Origin of the sequence: Streptomyces sp. NPDC046870, assembly GCF_040704595.1 — a bacterium.
Lineage (GTDB): Bacteria > Actinomycetota > Actinomycetes > Streptomycetales > Streptomycetaceae > Streptomyces > Streptomyces argyrophylli.
Window position 1 is genome coordinate 25,120 of record NZ_JBEYXM010000020.1, and the last position, 21,896, is coordinate 47,015.

Sequence of the window (21,896 nt, forward strand, 5' to 3'; positions counted from 1 at the left end):
GGGACGAAGAACTGATCGGCTCCACCCTTCAGCGGCAAGGGCTTTGACGCCACATCAGCACTGCCACAGGAACTTCGCGTGGCCACACGGTTCACAGGCGAACGCATAGGCGCTGCCGCAGCCGCCGAAGTTCATGGCGGTGCTGTGGTCCGGACCCTCCTCGAGCTGGACGACCAGCGGCATGGCGGTGGCACACGACGGGCAGGACGGTGTCTCGTCGTCCTGGATCCAGGCGGGGCTGCCTCCGAGCCGGCCGAGCACGGATGATGCGGAGCGGCCGTCTCCCGCCGACCACTCTTCGCCGGCCTTGTCGTAATCGGGCTCGCCGACATGCACGAAGCCGACCCCCCGCACGGAACCGAGCAGAAGCAGATCCTCATCGGCACCGGCAGGCTGGGGCAGTGGCTGAAGAGCATCCATCGGGAAGAGCAGGGCCTGATTCCCGCCCGAGTCCGGCTCCCAGTCGCTGCACATACCGGGGTCGTTCTGGCATGCGAACAAGACGAGGATCCCTCGGCCCTCCGTCCCACCCCCGAGGTCATCCAGGACCACCTGGGCGAGGAACCGCATCGGGCCTTCGCACGAAGTGCAGCAGGGCCACGGAGTGCCGGCCGACGCCAGAGGCACGCCCCCGGTGCGCGTCACCCGAGCAGCCGACGCGACTGGACCTGCATCGATCATGAGAGTGGTCACGGCCAGGACTCTACGGCGGACCGGTGACATCGCCCGGAAAGGTCTGGCTGTGCCGTCCCGGGAGGCCGGTGACACGCGTGCTGGGCGCTGAACAGGTGAGGGCCTTCCGGGGTCGGCTGCGCAGGGCCGCGGAACGGGTCCAGGGCGGCCACACCGCCGTCGCCCGCTACCGGCAGCAAGGTGAGGCCGGGATGCGCGACCGCTCCAGCCGCCCGCACCGTCAGCCACGCCGCACTCCGGCCGCCGTCGAGGCACAGGTTCCGCTGCTGCGGCGCGAGCACCGGATCGTGCCGATGCGCCTGGCCGCCAGGGCCGGCGCGTTCCCGGGCCTGACGCCCGGCCGCGAAGGCGACGGCACGGCCCGGGCCGAGGCGTACCTGCTGTGGGAGGCGTGTGCCGGCCGCTCAGCGGCCTGCGGGGCGGGGTGGGCGACGCAGCGGCATCGGGCGTAGGGCGGACGGCGGCGGCCTCGGCGTGGGCGGCGGCGTGCCGGGCGGCGCAGGCAGGCAGGACCGCGAGGATCTTAGAACGCGGTGATACCCGGCAGGCGGGAGTGCTGCTGGAGGCGCCGGCGGAACGGTCGCCGTGTCCGGTGATCCGGACGGTCCGGCTCCGCCAGGGACCGCGCTCGCTGGAAACGTCGCTGAAGGGAGTCGTCAAAGCCGTCCGTTCTCGTCGGTCGACGGACGTCGATCCGTGACGTCGGTCACGCGACCCGCCGATCAACCAGCGCTCTTAGTAGACGCGACGTAGCGGATATTTATGGTTTTGGTCGATTTGGCCTGGATGTCCATCCTGCCGTGCGTGCTGGAACTCCGCCCGGTCGGCCCGCATGCCATCTGCCCCGCGCCGTACGGCTTCTGACGTCGTAACAGCTCGTCCTCCTGTCGCCGTGTGCTGACCGGGGCGCCTGCGCGCTGCCCCGGCGAGGTCCCGGGGCCTACGAGGGGACGTAGTGGCGGGACCCGTTGCGCACCCTGTCGAGCCTTTCTAAGAATGACGGCCCACAGGACGTCGCCGCAGTTGAGAACCGGTGTTCACGCCGACTCGACCGCGCACTGCGGCGATCGGTCACCGAGTGAGCAGGAGCCCCCCACGTGAAATTGTCCCGACCGTCCCCGCGACTCCTCTCCCTCGCTCTCGGCCTGGGCCTGGCCTCCAGCGCGCTGGGCGCGGCAGTGCCGGCGAGCGCAGAGCCGGCCGCCACCCCGCCCGCTTCAGCCGGGACCTCCGTGGCGCGGTACGACGGGTCGGCCGAGGAGGCCGCGAACAACAAGGCGTTCTTCGAGGCCGTACTCAAGTCGGTCGCCGAGAAGCGCGCCGCCCAGCCCGACGCGCAGGCAGTGACCGTCCACTACGACGCCTCCAAGGCGCCGAGTTTCCGTTCACAGATAGCGAGCGCGGCCTCGATCTGGAACAGCTCCGAATCCCACGTCAAGCTCGAAGAGGCGTCGAGCGGTGCCGACTTCTCCTACTACGAGGGCAACGACCCGCGGGGGTCCCACGCGAACACCGACGGTCACGGAAAAGGCTCCATCTTCCTCGACTACACCCAGACCCAGCAGAACGACTCGATCCGCGTCGTCACCCACGAGACCGGACACGTGCTGGGTCTTCCGGACGACTACAGCGGGCCGTGCAGTGAGCTGATGTCGGGCGGCGGTCCCGGCCCGTCCTGCACCAACCGCTACCCGGACGCCACCGAGCGCGCCCGTGTCGACCAGCTGTGGGCCACCGGACTCGCCCAGACCCCGGGCACGGGGAGCCAGCCCGCCGGGGGCCCGGGCACCGGGAGCCAGCCTGCCGGGAACCCGGGCACCGGGAGCCAGCCCGCCGCGGGCCCGGGCACGGGGAACCAGCCTGCCGGGGGCCTGAGCGCCGCACCGCGGGTACGGATCGTGACGCCGGGCAACGGTCCGTGGCACCCGGTCCGCAATGCGCCCTGACTGACGGCCGGGGTCGGTTGATCACGTGAGCGAGCGGGCAGCGGCTCGCCGTCACGGCCGGCTCCAGTCACATGCCCGGGACGGCCGTCCGAGTGTTCCTGTCGGCCGCGAAGGCATCCGCCCCGGCCTTCAGGGACCTCGTCGGCCCGCCGCCCTCGGGCCGTCCCCGGCGGTGCCTGCCTCACCACGGCAGAGTCTGAGGTCAGTCGTCGAGTGAGCGAGCCGGACGCTTCGGCATCCGCGGCCTCCCGTCCTCCCGGCCCCGTCCGTGTGTCTACGGACCGCACCGGGGCAGTGCACGGGCCCCTGCCCAGACCTCGCCAAGCAGGCCGGCGGGGCCGTCATCATCGGCGGCACCCTGGTCCCCGTCCGACGCCGGGCCGGGGAGGCCGGACGACGCGACTATTCCGGCGGAACCACGGACACGGCCTGCGGTTCCTCCGCCCCGACCGGGAAAAGGGCCGCCCTGACCTGGATCCCCGCCGCCCGGCCCGGCGGCACCCGCGTCCATGCCCCGGCCACCTCCGCGCCGCCGGCCTCGGCACGCCGGCCTTCCCGGACCCGCCTGCTCCCCCGGGCACCGGGGACCGGCCCCGCCGCGCTGATCGCCGCCGGCAGCAGGTCCGTGCCCGCCATACCGCAAGGTGGGCCGGCTCGGTCGGAGACAGGCCGCGGCTTCTCCGTCCACCGGCACACGTCCGGCGGGTCGTGAGGAGCCGCGGCCGGGCGGGAGGCCGCGCCTGGTGCGGCGGCGTGGAGCCGGCGGCCCGCCGGAACCGGGGTTCGGCCGGCCGTCGGGAGTCGGAGGGCTCCGGGATCAGCACGAGGTGGAGCCTGATCGTGTCGGTTCCCTCGTCGTAGGTCACGGCGAGACGGTGACCCGGCCCCGCACCGCCGTCCGCACCCTCGGTCCGGGACACCACCATTTCGCGGGCTCCGGCCTCTCTACTCCCGGCCGGACAAGGTGATTCACCCGCTTCAGGAACACGCCTCCGGCCTTGTGACACCCGCATTGCGATCACGTGACAGGCTCCCGGCAGGGCTGGCGCGGAGCATGATCACGGCCGAAGAATCAATGCCGGTCGGTGTGCTCGCCCGATGCACAGAGAACGACTGCCGCTCGCAGGTCCGTCACCGCTCCACCAGGGCGGCGTATCCCTCGCCCTCAGAAAGTGTCAGGCTCATGCCATATCCCGGCACAGTCTCGCCGGCTTCCCGCGCTGTCACTGCCGTCGAGATCCGCTTGCCCAGAGGGGCGGCCTCGTGATCCGCCACGTGACGCGCAAGGCCGCGGGATGGCTCATCATGATCGTCGTCGCCACCAACGTGACGTATGTACTGGCCGCCTGGTTCCTCGACCCGAGGTCCAACTACCGGGGGCTGCGACCGGTCCGCACCGAGGAACAGATCGATCACGCGCTGGCGCCCTACAACCTGGATCCGCGGACCCCTCTCGCGGAACGGTGGTGGCACTGGTTCAGCAACGTGCTCCTGCACTTCGACTGGGGGAAGTCCCCTGTCGGTGCGTCGGTCGACTCGGAGATCGGTTTCCGGGTCGTGGTCAGCGGTCAGCTGGTCACCGCCGCGACACTGCTGTCCGTGGTGGCGGGTGTGGCGCTGAGCGTGTTCACCGCCTCCCGGCAGTACGGGTGGTGGGACCGGACGACCCAGCTCGTCTCCGTGTTCCTCTTCAACGTCCCGGCGGCCGTCGCAGCGCTGGCGGTCGTCTTCGCCGGGATCTGGCTGAACCAGCACCTCGGTTGGCGCCTCCTGTACGTCGCCGGGGAGAAGTCCCCGGACGTCAGCGGACTCTGGCCGACGGTCGCCGACCGGTTCCGGCACCTGGTCCTGCCGACGCTGAGCCTGACCCTGCTCGGCTACGTCGGTTACCACCTGACCCAGCGCTCGCTGCTGCTGGACAACATCAACTCGGACTTCGTACGCACCGCCCGCGCCACCGGCCTGACACGTGCCCAGGCGATCCGTCGGCACGCACTACGCGCCTCACTGATCCCGACGGCGACCTCCGTGGCGTTCAGCATTCCGGCGATCTTCACCGGTGCGGTGATCACCGAGACCGTCTTCGGCTGGAACGGCATGGGCCAGTACTTCGTCCAGACCATCGCCAAGAACGACGTGCACGGTGCCGTCGCCGTCGCGGCCTTCGGGGCCGGCATGACGGCGATCGGTGCGATCCTGGCCGACGTCGCAGTCGTCGTCCTCGACCCCCGGGTGCGGGTGAGGTGACATGGCGACCACGGTGACCTCCCTGCCCGAGCCGCTCGATCCGGACACGGCGAAACAGGGTCCGGCGGCCCGTGCCGGCGGCGGACGACTGTATCTGCGGCGGTTCGCCCGCAACCGGCCGGCGCTGTTCGGAGTCGTGCTCCTCGTGCTGCTGGTCCTGTTCAGTGTGGGCGGCGGTCGGCTCACGCACTTCTCGTACACCGACGTGGACTTCACCGCACTCACCCAGCCCCCCGGCGGCACGCACTACTTCGGCACCAACCAAGGGGGCAACGACGTCTACGCCGAGGCCGTCCACGGTCTCCAGCGCTCCCTTGTGATCGCCGTGAGCGTCTCCGTACTGACGATCGTGCTCGCCGCGGTGATCGGCGCGGGGGCCGCGTACTTCGGCGGTCGCGTCGAAAGGCTGACGCTGACCGTCATCCACTTCCTGCTCGTGGTGCCGTCGTTCCTGATCCTGGCCCTGGTCTCGCACCACCTCGCCGGGGACTGGCGGGTGCTCATCCTGGTGCTGACCGTCTTCGGCTGGATGTCGACGGCGCGGGTCATCTGGTCCGTCTCCACCTCGCTGCGCGAGAGGGACTACGTGCTGGCCGCCGAGTTCATGGGCGTGCGGCCGTGGCGGATCATCCTGCGGCACATCATTCCCAACCTCGGTTCCCTGCTCATCGTCAACCTCACCCTGGGAGTCGTCGCCACCGTGCTCAGTGAGACCGCCCTGTCGTTCCTGGGCTTCGGAGTGCAGACACCCGACGTGTCACTGGGCACGATGCTCGCCGACGGATCCGGCACGATCACCACCGCACCGTGGCTGTTCGGCTACCCGGCGGCGCTGGTGGTGCTGCTGACCCTGTCCATGACGCTCGTCGGGGACGGCCTGCGCGACGCGTTCGACCCCAGCTCGACCACCGGTGCACGCGGAGGCCGGCGATGACCGTGGCGACCCCGGGGACGGACCCGCAGGCCGGGTCCGCCGCGACAGCACCGGTGCTGTCCGTTCGCGGCCTCAGCGTGGTCTTCCCCTCGGAGGCCGGTCCGGTACGGGCCGTGCGCGAAGTGAGCTTCGACGTCCTGCCCGGACGCACGCTCGGTATCGTCGGTGAGTCGGGGTCGGGGAAATCCGCGACGGTGATGGGCGTCATGGGGCTGCTGCCGGAGACCGCCCAGGTGTCGGGCAGCGTGCTGCTGGGCGGCCGCGACCTGGTCGGGCTCGGCGACCGTGAACTGTCCGCGGTGCGCGGCAAGGACATCGGCATGGTCTTCCAGGATCCGCTGTCCGCCCTGACCCCGATCTTCTCCGTCGGCCGACAGCTGTCCGACGCGCTGCGCGTGCACCAGGACCTGACCCGGCAGGCCGCGTGGAATCGCGCCGTCGAGCTGCTGGACCTGGTCGGCATCGCCGAGCCGCACCGCAGCGCGCGTGCCTTTCCCCACGAGTTCTCCGGGGGCATGCGTCAGCGCGTGGTGATCGCTCTGGCGATGGCGAACTCCCCGTCGGTCATCGTCGCCGACGAGCCGACCACCGCCCTCGACGTGACGGTGCAGGCGCAGATCCTGGACGTGCTGCGGACCGCCCAGACCGAGACGGGCGCCGGCCTCGTACTGATCACTCACGACCTGGGGGTGGTGGCCGGGTACGCCGACGAGGTCGCCGTGATGTACGCGGGCCGGATCGTGGAGCAGGCCGGCGCCGACGAGCTGTTCGCGCGGCCGACCATGCCTTACACGATCGGGCTCCTCGGCGCGGTACCCCGGCCCGAGGCACGGGCGAGCGGGCAGCTGGTGCCGATCGGGGGCGAACCACCGTCGCTGGTGGCGCTCTCGGCAGGATGCTCCTTCGCGGACCGCTGTCCCGCCGCCGTGGACCGCTGCCACAGCCAGGAACCACCGCTGGGCGCGGTACCCGGACACGGTCGGGTCGCCTGCTGGCGCGCCGATGACATAGCCGCCGGGAACCCGGCGGCGAGTTCGCTGTTCCCGCCGCCCGAAGCGGCCGTCGAAGAGCACCGCCCCGACCGGCGTGTCCCCGGTGAGACCGTGCTGCGGGTCGCCGAACTGGCCAGGACGTTCCCGATCACCAAGGGGGCGTTCCTCAAACGCCGCGTCGGCACGCTGCACGCCGTCAGCGACGTCAGCTTCGAGCTGCGGGCCGGTGAGACCCTCGGGCTCGTGGGCGAGTCCGGCAGCGGCAAGACCACCACCCTGCTGGAGATCATGCGGCTGAGGCCGCCGGAGCACGGCCTGATCGAGATCGCGGGCACCGACGTCGCCGCACCACGCTCCACCGGACGGACACAGCGACTGCGCCGCACGGTGCAGATCGTCATGCAGGACCCCATGGGATCGCTCGATCCGCGGCTGACCGTCTCCCGGCTGCTCGCGGAACCGCTCCAGGCCATCGGCACGGACCGGGACGCCGTGCAGATCCGCGTGCAGGAACTTCTCTCCCTCGTCGGGCTGGACGATTCGCTGGCGGACCGTTTCCCGGCGGCTCTCTCGGGCGGCCAGCGCCAGCGCGTCGCGATCGCCCGAGCCCTGGCGACCGAACCGCGGATCGTGGTCCTGGACGAACCCGTGTCCGCCCTGGACGTGTCCGTCCAGGCCGACGTCATCAACCTGCTCAGGAAGCTCCAGCACGAACTGGGCCTGGCGTACCTGATCGTCGCCCACGACCTCGCGGTGATGCGACAGGTGTCCGACCGCATCGCCGTCATGTACCTGGGACACATCGTCGAGAGCGGTGCCACCGAAGACCTCTTCACACACGCCCGGCACCCGTACACCGAAGCCCTCCTGTCGGCGATCCCGGTGCCCGATCCGCAGGTGGAACGCTCTCGCGAGCACATCGTGCTCAAGGGCGAGCAGCCCAGTGCGTCGCGTCTCCCGCGAGGCTGCGTCTTCACCGACCGCTGTCCGCTGTATCCGCTGCTCGACGACGGGACACAACAGCGCTGCCGCACCGAACGGCCCCTCCTGCGGCCGGCGGCATCCGGAACCGACCACCGCCACGCCTGCCACGCCCGCTGACCGGTTCCTCCGCCTTCCGCAGCGATGCCGCGACGCGCGGCATCGCCTCACCCCACAGAGAAACGGATCAACTCCCCATGCGATCGAGTATCGCCCCGGCCTCCGCGCTCACCGTCGCCCTCGCCCTCGCCCTCACGGCCACCGCCTGCAGTTCGTCCGGGACCGACGCCCCGAACGCCGGGAAAGCAGGAAACGGCTCGACGCCCGCGGTCGCCTCGGCGAAGGTCGACTACAACCCCCAGCCGTACGACAACATCAAGGACGGGGGTACCTACACCACTCCCGGAACCTTCGACGACCAGGGCAACCCGTTCAACGCCAACGCCACCCTCACCGCGAGCCGAGTGTGGTTCTGGTACAACCCGGACGTCATCACCTACTCCCCCACGGGTGACGTGCAGTACAACCCGGACTACCTCAGTGACGTCAAGGTCACGGTGACCGGCGGCAACCAGCGGGTGATCCTCACACTCAACCCCAAGGCCGCCTACAACGACGGCACCCCGATCGACTGGCGGGCCGTGAAGGCGACCTGGCAGGCCAACAACGGCTCGAACAAGGACTACAACGCGACCAACACCGAGGGCTACCGGAACATCGTCTCGGTCACCCGCGGCACCGACGACCGGCAGGCCGTCATCGACTTCAAGGGAGTCGACCCGTGGTGGTCGAGCCTGTTCACGACGTTCCTGCATCCCAAGGCCGCCACGGTCGCCAACTTCAACGACGCCTACGTGAAGAAGGCGCATCCCGAATGGGGCGCGGGTCCGTACACCGTCGGCACCTTCGACACCAAGAGCGGCAACCTCACCTTCGTCCGGAACCCGAAGTGGTGGGGCAAGAGGGGCAAGCTCGACAAGCGCGTCTACGTCAACCTGGACTCCGAGGCCGCGATCAACGCCTTCAAGAACGGGCAGGTCGACTACGCCGCCACCGGCAGCGCCGAGGGCTTGAAGCAGATCAGCGGGGTCGACGGAACCGAGATCCGTCGCGGCGGCAGCCCCTTCGAGTACTCGCTCTACGTCAACGCGAAGTCCCCGGTGCTCAAGGACGTCGAGGTGCGCAAGGCGCTGCTGGAGAGCATCGACAGGACACAGATCGCCAAGATCCAGTTCCAGGGCCTGGACTACTCCGAGCCCCTCCCCGGCTCGGCTCTGCTCTACAGCTTCCAGAAGGGCTACTCGGACAACGTCTCATCGGTGATCAAGTACTCGCCCGACGACGCCGAGAAGACCCTCGACGCGGCCGGCTGGAAGGCCGACGGCAACGGCGTCCGGGAGAAGAACGGCACCAAGCTCAAGGTGGGCTACACCCTGCTCGGCGACGACCCGCTGGAGAAGGCGACGGCCAACGCGTTCGCCGCCATGCTCAAGCCGGTCGGCATCCAGGTGGACATCAAGAAGGCGGACGAAGCCGATTTCTCCAAGATCCTCAGCGATCGCGACTTCGACCTCTTCCTCTCCGGCAACCGCTCGACGGACCCCTTCGGCGCTCGCTACCTGTACCAGTTCTACGGCACCGACAGTGACTCCAACCTGACCGGCACCGGCACCCCCGAACTGGACAAGGAGATCCACGCGGCGTCCCGGATCTCCGACCCCGCGAAGCAGACGGCCCGGGCCAACGCGATCGAACGCAAGGAACTGGCGCAGTACGCCTTCCTGCCGCTGTACAGCGGTCCCTCCGTCTACGGTGTCAAGAAGGGACTGGCCAACGTCGGCGCCACGATCTTCGGCACCCCCCTGCCGGAGACGGTCGGCTGGCAGAAGTGACCCTTCGTCGCCGTGGGGGCGTCTTCCCGCCGCCTTGATCCCGTGATGTCCCCCTCGCCGACCGCCGGCCGAGGGCACGGCGCACCCCGGCCCCGGCGCGGGCAGCCCTGGCGGCATCTGCCCGCGCCGGCGGGGGCCGAGGCACACCTGCTGCCGCCGCTCCACGCTCCGGCCCGCGACGGCACACCGCACCGCGTCACCAGCGCGCCGCCGGCCTCGGGCCGGGGCCGGCCGGCTGTGTCCGCGACTCGCGGTTCGGGCTCGTTTCGCGTGAACCGGTCACGGTGGGTCATCCGGCGTAGCTCGAAGGCCGTGGTCCCGGCGTGCTTCTGTGGCGAGAAAGTCTCGCGCCGCGGAGGTGACGCGGTCGTGAACGTGCGGCTGGTCCGGGGGCTGATCGTTCGGCAGGCCGAGTGCTGTCGCCAGGTCGACGATGGGCCGCAGCGCGTCGGGGTGGCCGAGTTCGGCCGCAGCTTCCGTATGGATCAGCTTCGCCCCGTGCACGGGATCGAGCCGGCCCGCCGCGATCTGGCGGGCCCACCACCGGGCCGCGGTCCACCGCGCCTTGGCAAGATCTTCCGGGGTCATCGGCAGCAGACCCGACTCTTCGAGTACAAGGCCGAACAGCTCGCGCGCCTGCGGATGTTCACCACGCGCGAGGCCGGCCAGCAGGGGAAGCGAGGGGGCCTCGACGCCGGCCATCAGGGCGTCCAGGCCCAACTGGACCAGGTGAGCGTCGGAGGGGCGCTGCCAGGGTTCCATGGCCAAGTCCGCAGCGGCCATGCGCATCAGGGCGATCGCCACTACTGCGTCCACGCTCTCGCCTCCTCATCATCTTTCCGTAGGGGAAGTCCCGTCACCGGGCGCGGGTGTTGATCAGGTGGCCACCACACGCGGGACCGGGCGTCCGGGCGACGAAGCGTACGACTCTCGCATGAACCGGTGCCTACCTGCGTCGTCGCGGGATCGGGGCGACGATCCCCGTCCCGGCGGACCGGGTCCGCAACCGCGGCGACCCCGGCCCTCACGGTCGCATGCGAAGTCGACGCCTCATGCGCCACCGTGCGATGGCCACCCGCTCGGACAAGTCGACCGTCCGCTACGGGGCCACCGTGTTGGTGCCGGACCTGAACGCATGGCTGTGGCCGGCAGCGGAATCGTCCTCGTCGGTCACCTTGTAGCCGGGCACGGAGGGCCAGCGGACCGTCAGCACCACGGACTCCTCCTCCGCGAACCAGGAGTGATCGACACCCCGGCCCCACACGACGTAGTCCCCCTGCCGGGCCAACACCACGCTGCGCCCTGGCAGTTCGACCCGGAAGCGCCCGCTGATGAGGACCAGCAGCGCGGTGCGCTCTTCGCCGGTCACCCACTGAGCCCGCTCGTCGCCCTGCGGGTGGACGCCCCATTTGATCTCCACGTCCTCGCTGTGCCGAGGATCGGAGGCGTCTTTGAAATGCCCCAGCAGCCACCCTCGGTCCAGCGCCGCGTCCCTGCCCGCGTTGCCCACGTACACACTGTCGGTCATGGCTCCGGAAGGTAGCAGGCAGCCGCATCAGCACTCACAGGAGCGGCTACTTCCACCTCCACCGCAGGGCCACTGGACGTGCGTCCTGCTGATCTGTTCGGCCGACATGGTTGGTCGGCTTTGGAGGTCGAGCAGGGCGGCCCGGACGACGGCACAGTCCAGGGTGTGACTGGTGAAGCGGTGGCGTACGGCGGCGGAGGCCGGCCGGCGACCTGATCGGGGGCGACGGCGAGGACGCCGCCGGCATCGGTGACCTGGTCGGAGGCGATGGCCGGGACAGTGATCGTGGGCCCGATGCCGACCCGGATTTCTGGGAAATCGAATACGGGTTCGGGTGTACGAGTACCCCACCGATGAGGCGGTGCGTCGGTCCTGGGGAGCGCGGACTGTGAGGCTGGACGGCCCCTCCGGTTCCTCCTGTGCGACGCCGCGACGCTTGTCCAGATGACCGCAGCGGCCCGGTCGCGTGGGGCGGGGGCGCCGGGCAGTATGTGAAGTGTCCCGAACGGGCGCCTTTCGTCTCCGCGCGGCGGCGCACCCCGTACACGGACTCCCGCAACGGGGGCGGACGCGTCTCGGTGCAGCCCAGGGTCGACCTCGGAGCGACCCGGGCGACACATCACCTGCACAGCACCAAGGAAGGCGGGTCGCCATGTCCCAGGCCGCAGACGAGTTGAGCAGGGCCCCCACGCCGGACCCGGCAGAGGACAACGCGTACTTCCCGTCGCCGTATTCACTCAGTCAGTACACGTCGTCGAAGACTGACTTCGACGGGGTCCAGCACAGGGGCGCCTACACCCAGGGGAGGTGGAAGGTGCTCATGATCGCGACGGAGGAGCGCTACGTCCTGCTGGAGAACGGCAAGATGTTCTCCACCGGAAACCATCCGGTGGAAATGCTGCTTCCGCTTCATCACGTGATGGAGGCGGGCTTCGACGTCGACATCGCCACGTTGGAGGGTTATCCGGCGAAGCTCGAGCTGTGGGCGATGCCTCGCGAGGACGACGCGGTCATGGGGACGTACGAAGTCCTCAAGCCGAAGCTCAAGCAGCCCGAGAAGCTCTCCGAGGTCGTCGCCAAGGAACTCGGACAGGACTCGGATTACATCGCCGTGTTCATTCCAGGCGGACACGGGGCCGTCGTCGGGCTGCCGGCCAGTGAGGCGGTGAGCCAGACGCTTGAGTGGGCTCTGTCCAACGACAGGTTCATCATCACCCTGTGCCATGGCCCGGCGGCGCTGCTCGCCGCTTCGATGGGCAGGGACGAGTCGCTGTTCAAGGGCTATTCGGTCTGTGTCTTCCCCGACGCACTCGACGAGGGGGCGAACCTCGAGATCGGCTATCTGCCCGGCCGCTTGCCCTGGCTGGTGGCCGATCTGCTGAGCAAGCAGGGACTGAACGTCCTCAACGACGACATGACCGGCAGGACCCACCGGGACCGGAAGCTCCTGACGGGTGACAGCCCCCTCGCCTCCCACAGACTCGGTCTGCTCGCCGCTGAGGCCCTGGTCGAGGCGGCCACGACCGCCGGCTGAATCGTGTCTCCCGACTCCGGTGGCGGACGGGGACTTCGTTGATCCTCGTAGACTGATGACGTGGCATTCATGAGCACCCCGCACTGCTGCTTCCTGTGATCGGAAGGCGTTGAGGGCGATACCGAACGGCATCGCCCTCGTTGGTGTGCCTGCTGCGTGAACCACGTTCCAACGCTGCCCGTTCCTTCCTGGGGCAGTGGCGCTCTGAGCGCGCGAGCAGGCACGGACTCTTCCCTTCACCCTTGCCAGGAGTGCCTCGTGCCCGTGTCGCTTCCCCCTGCCCTCGAACTCTCCCTCGACCTGCTGCGCTGCCCGACGTGCCGCACCCGCCACCTGCGGCCCGACCGCGGTGCACTGCGCTGCCCGGTGGGCCACTGCTTCGACATCGCCCGCCACGGCTACGCCGGGCTGCTGACGGGCACCCGTCCCACCAGTGGCGACGACGCGGCCATGGTCCAGGCCCGGAACCGATTCCTGTCCACCGGCACTTACGCACCCATACGCGAAGTCGGGGCCCGCCTGGCGGCCAACGCCGTGCCTGAGCAGGCCACGGTCTTGGACGCAGGGTGTGGCACGGGCTACTACCTGGCCGGCGTACTCGACCAGCTGCCCGGCGCCCGCGGTCTGGGTCTGGACGCGTCGGTGCACGCACTACGATCAGCGGCCCGAGCCCACGAGCGCGCCGCCGCGGTGGCCTGGGACGTCTTCCGCCCCCTCCCGCTGGCCGACGGGGCGGCCGATGCCGTGCTGAACGTGTTCGCCCCGCGCAACCCGGCCGAGTTCCACCGCGTGCTGCGCCCGACCGGCAGGTTGATCGTGGTCCGTCCCACCGGGCGGCACCTGGCCGAGCTGCGCGGCCGGTTGCCCGCGATGGTCACGGTCGACCCGGCCAAGGAACAGCGCCTGCACCGGGCTCTGCATCCCTTCTTCGAGGCCGCCGTCACCGAACAGGTCGAGTACCCCGCGTCCCTGTCGAGGCTGGACGCCCTCGACCTGGTGGCGATGACGCCGAGCGCGCGTCACATGAGCCGTGCGGATTTGAATGACGGCCGCTACCTGCCCGATCAGATCACCGTCTCCGTACTGGCCACCGCCTACCGGCCCCGATGACCAGGAGCGGGTACGCCGCCTGGCGCCCTGTCCTCACTGCCTTGATGCCGCGTCGGCGCAGGTAGGAGCGGATCTACGTGGATGAGTAGCCCTTGCCGGTGACGACCCGCTCGGGCCGGGTCCTGAGCGGCCCGGCCCGCACCGGCGGACGCTGTCACGGGCCATGACCTGCTCGAACCGGGTGCGGTACAAGGCCGTGATCGGCGGTATCCTGCGGGCCGACCTGAACGCGCCGCGTAAACAGCGGCACACGCCTCTGCCGGCAAGAAAGCCTTCTTCGAAGGCCATGTGCATGCGCTGCGGGTGCTGTTCGGCCGGGCGAGGGTGGAAACCGACCGGTGGATCGCGTTCAGGACCCACTCAACCGGTCGAAGTGCCCTGGTGGAAGTACATCCGCCAACCCGTCTCCGTCAGGCGCCACAAAGAGCTCCGCCATGCCCTACGGCCCTGGTTGTCGGCGAAGTACGTCAGATGGACGACGCCCGGAGCGAGAACGACTCCGGACATTTCACTGACCTTGACCGGAGACTCCGCGGACACCGAGCCGCTGCTCGTCACAGTGAGGACCGACTCCGCATCCCACAGGCGCCCAGACGCCCCGATTTCGGTGAACTCCGGGTCCAGAAGCGCCAGGACACGGGCCGGGGAAGCGCGCACCTCGGGATCGAGGAGCCGCATCTCCCCATCGATGGCCGCCTGCACTGCCCGCTCACTCTCATCCATCATGCGCGCACCCTACGGACGCTGCTTGCCAAGGCACAGTGAATTAAGCACTCGACGCGACGACGGCGGTGCCGTCAAGACTCGCGAAAGCGACGTGGTGGCCCGGCGTTCCGGACGCGGGGCGCGCACGGGCTCATCGGCAGCGGCCCAGCACCCGCCGCCGCCCGAGCGGTGACGGAGGCTGGTGCTGGTGTACGCCAGGGGGCTCGGACGAGGCCTGGCACGTCCTCGCCGGAAGAGCCGGTCTCACGCCGGAGGACGGGCGGCTACCTCGGCGAGGGCGGCGAGCCCTGAAGGGTCTCGGACGCCTCCCGGCTCAGTGCGCCGAGTCCGCTCAGCGCCTCGGTCACTTCCCACCCGGTCTCCAGCTGCCGCCACAGCTCGTGGAGGGCGGTGGAGACATCCGAGCCGTTGTGGAACCGCCGCACCGCGATGTCCAGGTCCCGCAGCCAGCCGTCCATGTACGGGTCGACGGTCAGCCGGGCCATGTACTCGTCGATCCGGGCGGCCAGCTGCGGAGCGAGCCAGGACGGAACGCGCCGCTCAGGAGGCGATCAGGAACTGGGAAGTCGCCCACCACTCGTACGGCCAGACGCCGCCCCGCCCGGGCTTCGACCGCCTCCGCCTGCGCCATCCCGACGCGGCTGAGCACGACCACAGCCAGCGGCACTCCGAAGGCCGCCGTGGTCTCCCCACCAGCCCAGGGCCGGCAGCACCACACCGGTTGCCCACAGCACCGCACACCCGGTCCGCAGTGCAGGCGGGGTCTCCCCCCTACCGCCCGCACCCACCCCGCCAATGCCACGCCCCTCCGCGGGCGGCCGGTCAACCAGCCCAGACGCTACACCGCAGGCACACGCGCGCAGCCGTCCCGTGGAATCGGGGTGCCGGCGCCGTGACCGACAGCACCCGGTCCTTCAGTGCCGTGCTCCACGGCCGACCCCCCACCGGCCCTCGCGGCCTGGGTCAGTCGAAGAGGGCAATGACTCCGTTCACCCAGATCGCGAGGAACGCAAGGGCCCCCACCAGGCAGCCGATCCCCGCCAGCACACCGCCGACCGTCCGCGGCCCGGAAGGCGCCTTCTCGTACTTCTCCTCCAGGGCGTCCCGGTAGGAGGCGGGGTCGTCCCAGTCGACGGGGTGCCCCAACTCCTCCGCGCAGGCGGTCCGCGCCGCGACCAACTGCTGCTCCGCGAAGGAGGTGGCAGCCATCGCCTCGGGGCTCCTCCAGGCGAGGGCCTTCATCCGCCACCCGGGAGATCCGTACCGTGCCTCGAAGGCAGCGGTCTCGTCGGCGTTGCGGTCCTCTTCCAGGTACATCCAGCGTCCGGCCTCCGCCGCGTCGCCGTAGAGGCGGTACACCTCGGCCAGACGCCGACGAAGCGTCAGGTCGTACGGGAAGGACGAGACGAGACCTCGCAGGCGCTGGCGCGCGGCGGGAACGCGGCCGGCGGCCAGGTCTGCGTCGACGCGGGCAAGGGTCTCTCTCAGGGGCATGAACACATGATCGGGTACCGCCCTGATCCTGGTCGAGCCGGTTTGTCGCTCAGCTCTCCACGGCATGGCATGGACCGCACCCCGCTGGGACGGGACACCCTCACTCACAGGTCATCTCAATCGGCGAGTTCGACAGGCTGCCGGAGTGGGGTTCGTCGAGCGGCTGGTGTCAGATGTGCTTCGGCGCCGGGCGCGGGTTCCAGGCCCGGCTGGTGGGTGACGCTGGAGTGGCCCGCAGGGCCTGCTTGTTGCGGTGGGGAAAGGCCAGGGCACGGACGCCGGCCGGGGAGTGCCAGGCCACGTCCTCCTCGAGGGCCGCCGCCGACATGTGGCCGTACCTGCCGGGCATGTTGGTTCTCGGGCTCCACCAGCGGCCCGCAACGATCCGTCCTCATGGCCGAACGGGAGATACGACGTGATCCTAGGCAGTGAACCGGCAGTCCCGGACCACCTCACTTCGTCCGACGTGGCAGCGCGCAAGCAACGGCTGCGCCGCCGTCTGGAACGGCTGATCGGTGTGGCCGCCACCGAAGGCAACGAGCTCGTGCCCCTTCGTAACGGCGACGAGATCTTCCCCGCCATGCTCAGGGCGATCAGATCGGCCCAGTACACGATCGACATGATGACGTTCGTGTACTGGCGTGGTCAGGTCGCCCGGGACTTCGCCGTCGCTCTCGCTGATCGCGCGCGGGCGGGAGTGCGCGTCCGTCTGCTGCTGGACGGCTTCGGCGCCAAGGAGATCGAGCAGGGGTTGCTGGATCTCATGGATGCGGCCGGTGTGCAGGTGGCCTGGTTCCGCAAGCCCGCCTGGCTGTCGCCGTTCAAGCAGAACCACCGTTGCCACCGCAAGGCTCTCATCGTCGATGAGCAGACCGCCTTCACCGGTGGCGTCGGTATCGCGGAGGAGTGGTGTGGTGACGCCCGCAACCCCGGGGAGTGGCGCGACACCCACGTCCAGGTGCGCGGGCCAGCGGTGGACGGCATCGCGGCCGCGTTCGCGCAGAACTGGGCCGAGTGCCACGACCAGCTCTACGACGATCGCGACCGCTTCGTCGAGCACGCGCGGGCCGGCTCGTCGGTGGTCCAGGTCGTACGCGGCTCGGCCAGCATCGGCTGGCAGGACATGCAGACGCTCATCCGCGTCATGCTCACCTCAGCCGAGGAGCGCTTCCGCCTCGCCACCGCCTACTTCGCCCCCGACACCTACTTCATCGACCTGCTGTGCCAGACCTCCCGTCGAGGGGTGCGGGTGGACATACTGCTTCCCGGGCCGCACACCGACCAGCGCGCCTGCCAACTCGCCGGCCAGCACTACTACACGCGTCTACTGGAGGCAGGTGTGCATGTGCGCCAGTACCAGCCGACCATGATGCACGCCAAAATCATCACCGTGGACTCGGTCGCCGCCCTGATCGGATCCACCAATTTCAACCGCCGGTCCATGGACCACGACGAGGAGGTCATGCTCGCCGTGCTGGACGAGGCGTTCACCGCCGAACTCGACCGGGACTACGACGCGGACCTGCGGCGCAGCGTCGACATCGACCTCACCCGATGGAGACGGCGGGCCATACTCCAGCGCGCCAAGGAGGCCGCCGTCGCTCCGATCCGACACTTCCTGTGACGCTGCCTGTGCCTCGGCGTACCGGTCGGTCCGGCCCTCCACGACGGGTGTCCGTCCTCCGGCCGACGCGCGCCCGTGACGTAACAGGTCGCGTCCGCGGATGCGGTGTCCCGAGCGTTCCCGTATCGGGTCCCGGCGGGCCGTGTCGGGAAGGCGCGGTCGGGCTGGGGGTCGTCGGCGCAGACGCCGTGTTCCGGTTCGACGGGCCCGTCGCGGCCGAAGCGGCCGGCGACTCGTCGATGACGGTGCGCAGGGCGGCCGGCTGCCGAGGGGGCTCCAGGAGACGGAAGTTGAAGGCCTGGTGCATCTCGTCGGCGCGGATGACGCGGGCGCCGGGGTCAAGCGGAAGCCACGTCTCCGCACTCAGGATGCGCCGGCGTCGTAGGTGTCCAGCGGCCCGCGCCAACTGCGGAAGATGGCCTGGATGCCCCCGCGCGGGAGACTGATCGGGGGTTTCGCCGACCCGCCATCGCGCTCCTCCGCGCCCCGCCGGACCGGATGACCAGCCGTCCGGACCTCCAGCTGACGGTCACCTAGAGGACGCGGTCCTCGCCTGTGCCATGGTGCGACGGCGTCCATCCCACGAACGCCGGCCACCTCTCGGGGCGGGAAGGAGCGGCCGCTGTCGGCCGGCCGCTCGCGAGCAGGCCCCGACGCGACGCGCATCCAGGGCCCGGCCGCCCGCCCGCGCCGCCACTTTCACCGGCCACGCCTGGGCGATCAGCGATCGCGAGCGGCCCATGGCCGGGCGAGGGTGATCGGAGACCCGCCCTTTCATCGGCTCACCGATGTCCCGCATTGCAAGGAGCACCGCCATGTCCGGACGCAATACCGTCATCCGCAGCCTGCACGATCTGGGGCTGGCCGCGTGGTTCGGTGGTTCCCTGATGGGTGCGGTCGGTCTCAACGGGGCCGCCAGGCAGGAGGGCGGTACAGCGACCGCCCAGGCGCGCATCGCGTCAGCCGGCTGGAGCAAGTGGATGCCGGTCAGTGCGGCCGCGGTCGCTGCGCACCTCTACGGAGGCGGGGGCCTGCTCGCCGTCAACGCCCACCGGGTGTGCAAGCAGAAAGGCGTGGCCGGCTCCACCGCCGCGAAGACGGTCGTCACCGCGGCGGCACTGGCCACCAGCGCCTATGCCCGCGTCCTGGGCAAGAAGATCGAACTCGCCTCCTCCCCCGACCCCCAGGACACGAAGAAGGCGGCCAAGCACCCCATCGACACCGCCAAGGCCCAGCGCCGGCTCGCCTGCGTGCAGTGGGCGGTGCCGGCCCTGACCGGAGGCCTCGTGGTCCTCAACGCCCTGCACGGCGAACAGCAACGGCCACTCGAGCAACTGCACGGCATGTGGGAGCACGCCCGCGCCGCCACCCCGCTCCTGCCCTGACGGTCAGCAGAGACGAGTGCACGTAGGCAGGCATGAGAACCGTCTCAGAAGGAACGTGTCACAGCACAGCTGACATCACTTCGAGAAAGGATCACCCGTGTCGCAGGTCGAGGAATCCATCGAGGTCAACGTCCCCGTGAGCGCCGCCTACAACCAGTGGACCCAGTTCGAGGACTTCCCGCAGTTCATGGACGGCGTCGAGCGTATCGAGCAGCGCAGCGACACCCTCACCCACTGGGTGACGAAGATCGGCGGGGTCACGCGGGAGTTCGACGCCGCGGTCACCGAGCAGATCCCCGACGAGCGGGTCGCCTGGACCAGCGTCGACGGTGAGGCCAAGCAGGCCGGCGTCGTCACCTTCCACTACATCGACGAGACCACCACGAAGGTCATGCTGCAGCTCGACTACGAGCCCGAAGGGCTGACCGAGACCGTCGGCGACAAACTCGGCTTCGTCAAGCGGCAGGCCACCGGCGACCTGAAGCGGTTCAAGGAGTTCATCGAATCCCGCGGCGGCAACGAGACCGGCGCCTGGCGCGGCCAGGTCTGATACCGCCGGCCGCGGAACGCCGCGCGGTCATCCGCTCGGGCGCGGGGCCGGCTCCTTCGCCGGACCCGCGCCCGGGCAGCGCGCGCCCCCTCCCGGCTTGGCGCGGTCCGTGCTGTGGGTGGTGCGCCTGTCGGTGGTGAGGGCACCGGGTGGGCACCCTCGCCCGCCGGCGCGTCCGCAGGCGGTCCGCCATGACCCCGGCACCACGGCGCGGCACATGCGCCACCCGGTGATGCCGGCGGGCCTGTCGTATACGGCTGCGCTTGCCTGGTCAGTCGTCGAGGCGTCGCACTGCTGCGGCTGATCGTGGGCCGCGGGTCTCGGCCGTGGCAGGGGGCTGCGTGGCTGCCGCGCGTGCCATCGCGGTGAGTCGCGCGACTTGCTCACCCATGCCCCGCGTCCCGGTCAACGGGGTGTGCCCGTGTGGCCAAAGGGCTTTGGCGAGAGAGACGTGGCGGGCGCCGCCGAGGATGACGACGGGGTCGAGTGCGCTCACGCCGAGGCGTTCCGCCTGTTCGCGCAGCTTCGGGGCCGTCACCGCGTCGGGGTGCCCATGCGGGATGTCGTAGGGGTCGATCTCGTCACTGAGATCCAGCAGACCGTGGAAGGCGGAGAGGATCACGAGGCGATCCGGTCGGAGCGCCTCGGCTGCCCTTCGGCAGGCACGGTGGTAGGAACCGATGTACATGTCCGCGGCCGGGGCCCGACGGTCCAGCTTGCGCGCACCGCAGGGGATGACGACCAGTTCCGGCCGGAAGCCGTCGGTGTAGTCCGTCAAGTCCATGAAGGTTCCTTTCAGTTCGCTTGTGACGCGAACTGGAACGCGGCACGGGGCGACGGCCGTCGCGGCAGCGCAGGACACAGAGCCCTCGGATGTGGACGTGACGCCGGGATGGTGCCGTCGCGGGGGCCTCGGGGTGCACCCGATCGCTATGCGACCGGTCGTATACTTGCTGTGCGTAGGCATGGCGGGGCCGGGCCGCCTGGGAGGCAGCGCCTACCAGCAGGGAGCAAGCAGGTCGTGGCATCGACGTGCGAGGCGGGCGCACGATGGCGGGTGGAAGACCGGAGCGGCGGTCCCGCCAGGACCGAACCGGACTCTCTGGTTGCACTTGCTAACGTTTGTGACCCCATGCCCGGGAGGCGCCCCGTGTACCACAAGCACCCTGGAGCGGGTCCGCTCACGGTGACGGTGTTCGTCTTCCCGGGGGTACGGCTGCTCGACGTGACGGGACCCATCGAGGTCTTCACCTCCGCGAACGACTGGGGTGGGGAATACCGGGTTCGGATCGCGTCCGAGGACGGCGCGGACGTGGTCACCTCCGCCGGGACGCGTCTGGCCGCCGACCTGTCGGTCGGCGACCTGCGCGAGACCTGCGACGTCCTGGTGGTCCCGGGCGGTCCGGAGTGGGAGACGCTGGTCAAGGACGACGCGCTGCTGGACGCCGTACGGGGACTGAGCGCCAGGGCGCGTCGCACGGCGTCGGTGTGCACGGGAGCCTTCCTGCTGGCCGCGGCGGGGCTCCTGGACGGCCGGCGGGCGGCGACCCACTGGCGGCAGACCCGCGAACTGGGCCTGCGCTACCCGTCGGTGCGCGTAGAGCCGGACGCCATTTTCGTGCGCGACGGGAACATGATGACCTCCGCCGGTGTCTCCGCCGGGATCGACCTGTCCCTGGCCCTCGTCGAGGAGCACTACGGGGCGGAGGTCGCCCGGGCGGTCGCCAAGGACATGGTCGTCTTCATGCAGCGACCCGGTGGCCAGTCCCAGTTCAGCGCCCGTTCCCGGGTGGCGAACCCGCGTCAGGAGATGCTCCGCGACGTCCTGGACTCGGTCGCGGAGAACCCCGGAGGCAGCCACTCCCTGACGGCGATGGCCCGCCGGGCGGGCGTCAGCGTCCGCCACATCACGCGCCTGTTCTACGAGGAGGTCGGCACCAGTCCCGGCCGGTACGTGGAGCAGGTCAGGCTGGAGGCCGCCCAGGCGATGCTGGAGACCGGTGACGACCCCATGGCGGTCGTCGCGCGGCGCACCGGTTTCGGTTCACCCGAGTCGCTCCGCAGGGCCTTCGTGCGCCACCTGGGTGTGACACCGGCCGCGTTCCGGGCCAGTTTCCGGACGACCGGCCTGGGCACCGGCGACCGCACCTCCACGGCCGGCCCGTCGTAGTCCAGGCGTCCGTGCGCGGGCAGCGTCGAGGGCCGTCCGACCGGAACCACGGGGGCTCCCTCTCACGGTCCACGGCAGCGTCCGGGACGG

At 70.2% G+C, this 21,896-nt stretch carries 18 protein-coding genes and 2 pseudogenes; 12 read left to right on the forward strand and 8 right to left on the reverse strand.

The window, feature by feature from the left end; all coding sequences use genetic code 11:
• Positions 1 to 54: 54 nt before the first annotated feature.
• The gene (locus tag AB0946_RS31045; protein WP_366763988.1) at positions 55 to 693 is read right to left on the reverse strand and encodes a DUF1963 domain-containing protein; all 639 of its coding nucleotides are present in this window, start codon (positions 691 to 693) and stop codon (positions 55 to 57) included.
• A gap of 68 nt (positions 694 to 761) precedes the next feature.
• On the opposite strand from AB0946_RS31045, the pseudogene AB0946_RS31050 reads away from it, so the two are divergent.
• The 6 genes and pseudogenes from AB0946_RS31050 to AB0946_RS31075 form a co-directional block, all read left to right on the forward strand.
• A pseudogene (locus AB0946_RS31050) lies at positions 762 to 929 on the forward strand (leucine zipper domain-containing protein); the annotation flags it as partial.
• An 867-nt stretch (positions 930 to 1,796) separates the two neighbouring features.
• Positions 1,797 to 2,441 (forward strand): annotated as a pseudogene (gene snpA / locus AB0946_RS31055) (snapalysin); the annotation flags it as partial.
• A gap of 1,461 nt (positions 2,442 to 3,902) precedes the next feature.
• The gene (locus tag AB0946_RS31060) at positions 3,903 to 4,886 is read left to right on the forward strand and encodes an ABC transporter permease (protein ID WP_366763989.1); all 984 of its coding nucleotides are present in this window, start codon (positions 3,903 to 3,905) and stop codon (positions 4,884 to 4,886) included.
• 1 nt (position 4,887) lies between these two features.
• The gene (locus AB0946_RS31065) at positions 4,888 to 5,820 is read left to right on the forward strand and encodes an ABC transporter permease (RefSeq protein WP_366763990.1); all 933 of its coding nucleotides are present in this window, start codon (positions 4,888 to 4,890) and stop codon (positions 5,818 to 5,820) included.
• Complete coding sequence (locus AB0946_RS31070) at positions 5,817 to 7,913, forward strand: ABC transporter ATP-binding protein (protein ID WP_366763991.1); 2,097 nt, start codon at positions 5,817 to 5,819, stop codon at positions 7,911 to 7,913. The genes AB0946_RS31065 and AB0946_RS31070 overlap by 4 nt, the downstream gene beginning before the upstream one ends.
• 77 nt (positions 7,914 to 7,990) lie before the next feature.
• Positions 7,991 to 9,685, forward strand: a complete 1,695-nt coding sequence (locus AB0946_RS31075; RefSeq protein WP_366763992.1) for an ABC transporter family substrate-binding protein — start codon at positions 7,991 to 7,993, stop codon at positions 9,683 to 9,685.
• A gap of 279 nt (positions 9,686 to 9,964) precedes the next feature.
• On the opposite strand, the gene AB0946_RS31080 is transcribed toward AB0946_RS31075, so the two are convergent.
• A complete protein-coding gene (locus AB0946_RS31080; protein WP_366763993.1) occupies positions 9,965 to 10,501 on the reverse strand; it encodes a hypothetical protein in 537 nt (178 codons plus the stop codon).
• 283 nt (positions 10,502 to 10,784) lie between these two features.
• Complete coding sequence (locus AB0946_RS31085) at positions 10,785 to 11,213, reverse strand: signal peptidase I (protein ID WP_366763994.1); 429 nt, start codon at positions 11,211 to 11,213, stop codon at positions 10,785 to 10,787.
• 652 nt (positions 11,214 to 11,865) lie between these two features.
• Here AB0946_RS31085 and hchA point away from each other — a divergent pair.
• Positions 11,866 to 12,747 carry a glyoxalase III HchA gene (hchA, locus tag AB0946_RS31090; protein WP_366763995.1) on the forward strand — a complete coding sequence of 294 codons (882 nt, stop codon included), beginning with the start codon at positions 11,866 to 11,868 and terminating at the stop codon, positions 12,745 to 12,747.
• Positions 12,748 to 13,005: 258 nt separating this feature from the next.
• Positions 13,006 to 13,857 (forward strand): methyltransferase domain-containing protein, encoded by an 852-nt coding sequence (locus AB0946_RS31095; protein WP_366763996.1) that lies wholly within the window; start codon positions 13,006 to 13,008, stop codon positions 13,855 to 13,857.
• A gap of 360 nt (positions 13,858 to 14,217) precedes the next feature.
• On the opposite strand, the gene AB0946_RS31100 is transcribed toward AB0946_RS31095, so the two are convergent.
• The 4 genes from AB0946_RS31100 to AB0946_RS31115 form a co-directional block, all read right to left on the reverse strand.
• Positions 14,218 to 14,583, reverse strand: coding sequence for a DUF4440 domain-containing protein (locus AB0946_RS31100; protein WP_366763997.1), 366 nt, complete (start codon positions 14,581 to 14,583; stop codon positions 14,218 to 14,220).
• A gap of 263 nt (positions 14,584 to 14,846) precedes the next feature.
• On the reverse strand, positions 14,847 to 15,068 hold the full coding sequence (locus tag AB0946_RS31105; RefSeq protein WP_366763998.1) for a hypothetical protein: 222 nt from the start codon (positions 15,066 to 15,068) through the stop codon (positions 14,847 to 14,849).
• A 478-nt stretch (positions 15,069 to 15,546) separates the two neighbouring features.
• Positions 15,547 to 16,077, reverse strand: coding sequence for a DUF6584 family protein (locus AB0946_RS31110; protein ID WP_366763999.1), 531 nt, complete (start codon positions 16,075 to 16,077; stop codon positions 15,547 to 15,549).
• A 169-nt stretch (positions 16,078 to 16,246) separates the two neighbouring features.
• Complete coding sequence (locus AB0946_RS31115) at positions 16,247 to 16,426, reverse strand: hypothetical protein (protein ID WP_366764000.1); 180 nt, start codon at positions 16,424 to 16,426, stop codon at positions 16,247 to 16,249.
• 117 nt (positions 16,427 to 16,543) lie between these two features.
• Here AB0946_RS31115 and AB0946_RS31120 point away from each other — a divergent pair, with 117 nt between their 5' ends.
• From AB0946_RS31120 to AB0946_RS31130, 3 genes are all read left to right on the forward strand, one after another.
• Positions 16,544 to 17,701, forward strand: coding sequence for a phospholipase D-like domain-containing protein (locus AB0946_RS31120; RefSeq protein ID WP_366764001.1), 1,158 nt, complete (start codon positions 16,544 to 16,546; stop codon positions 17,699 to 17,701).
• A gap of 815 nt (positions 17,702 to 18,516) precedes the next feature.
• Positions 18,517 to 19,086, forward strand: a complete 570-nt coding sequence (locus AB0946_RS31125) for a hypothetical protein (protein WP_366764002.1) — start codon at positions 18,517 to 18,519, stop codon at positions 19,084 to 19,086.
• 97 nt (positions 19,087 to 19,183) lie between these two features.
• Entirely contained in the window at positions 19,184 to 19,636 is a 453-nt protein-coding gene (locus AB0946_RS31130) for an SRPBCC family protein (protein WP_366764003.1), read from the forward strand.
• 271 nt (positions 19,637 to 19,907) lie between these two features.
• On the opposite strand, the gene AB0946_RS31135 is transcribed toward AB0946_RS31130, so the two are convergent.
• The gene (locus AB0946_RS31135; protein WP_366764004.1) at positions 19,908 to 20,420 is read right to left on the reverse strand and encodes a DUF6884 domain-containing protein; all 513 of its coding nucleotides are present in this window, start codon (positions 20,418 to 20,420) and stop codon (positions 19,908 to 19,910) included.
• Between the two features lie 366 nt (positions 20,421 to 20,786).
• On the opposite strand from AB0946_RS31135, the gene AB0946_RS31140 reads away from it, so the two are divergent.
• Complete coding sequence (locus AB0946_RS31140) at positions 20,787 to 21,806, forward strand: GlxA family transcriptional regulator (protein ID WP_366764005.1); 1,020 nt, start codon at positions 20,787 to 20,789, stop codon at positions 21,804 to 21,806.
• Positions 21,807 to 21,896 lie beyond the last annotated feature (90 nt).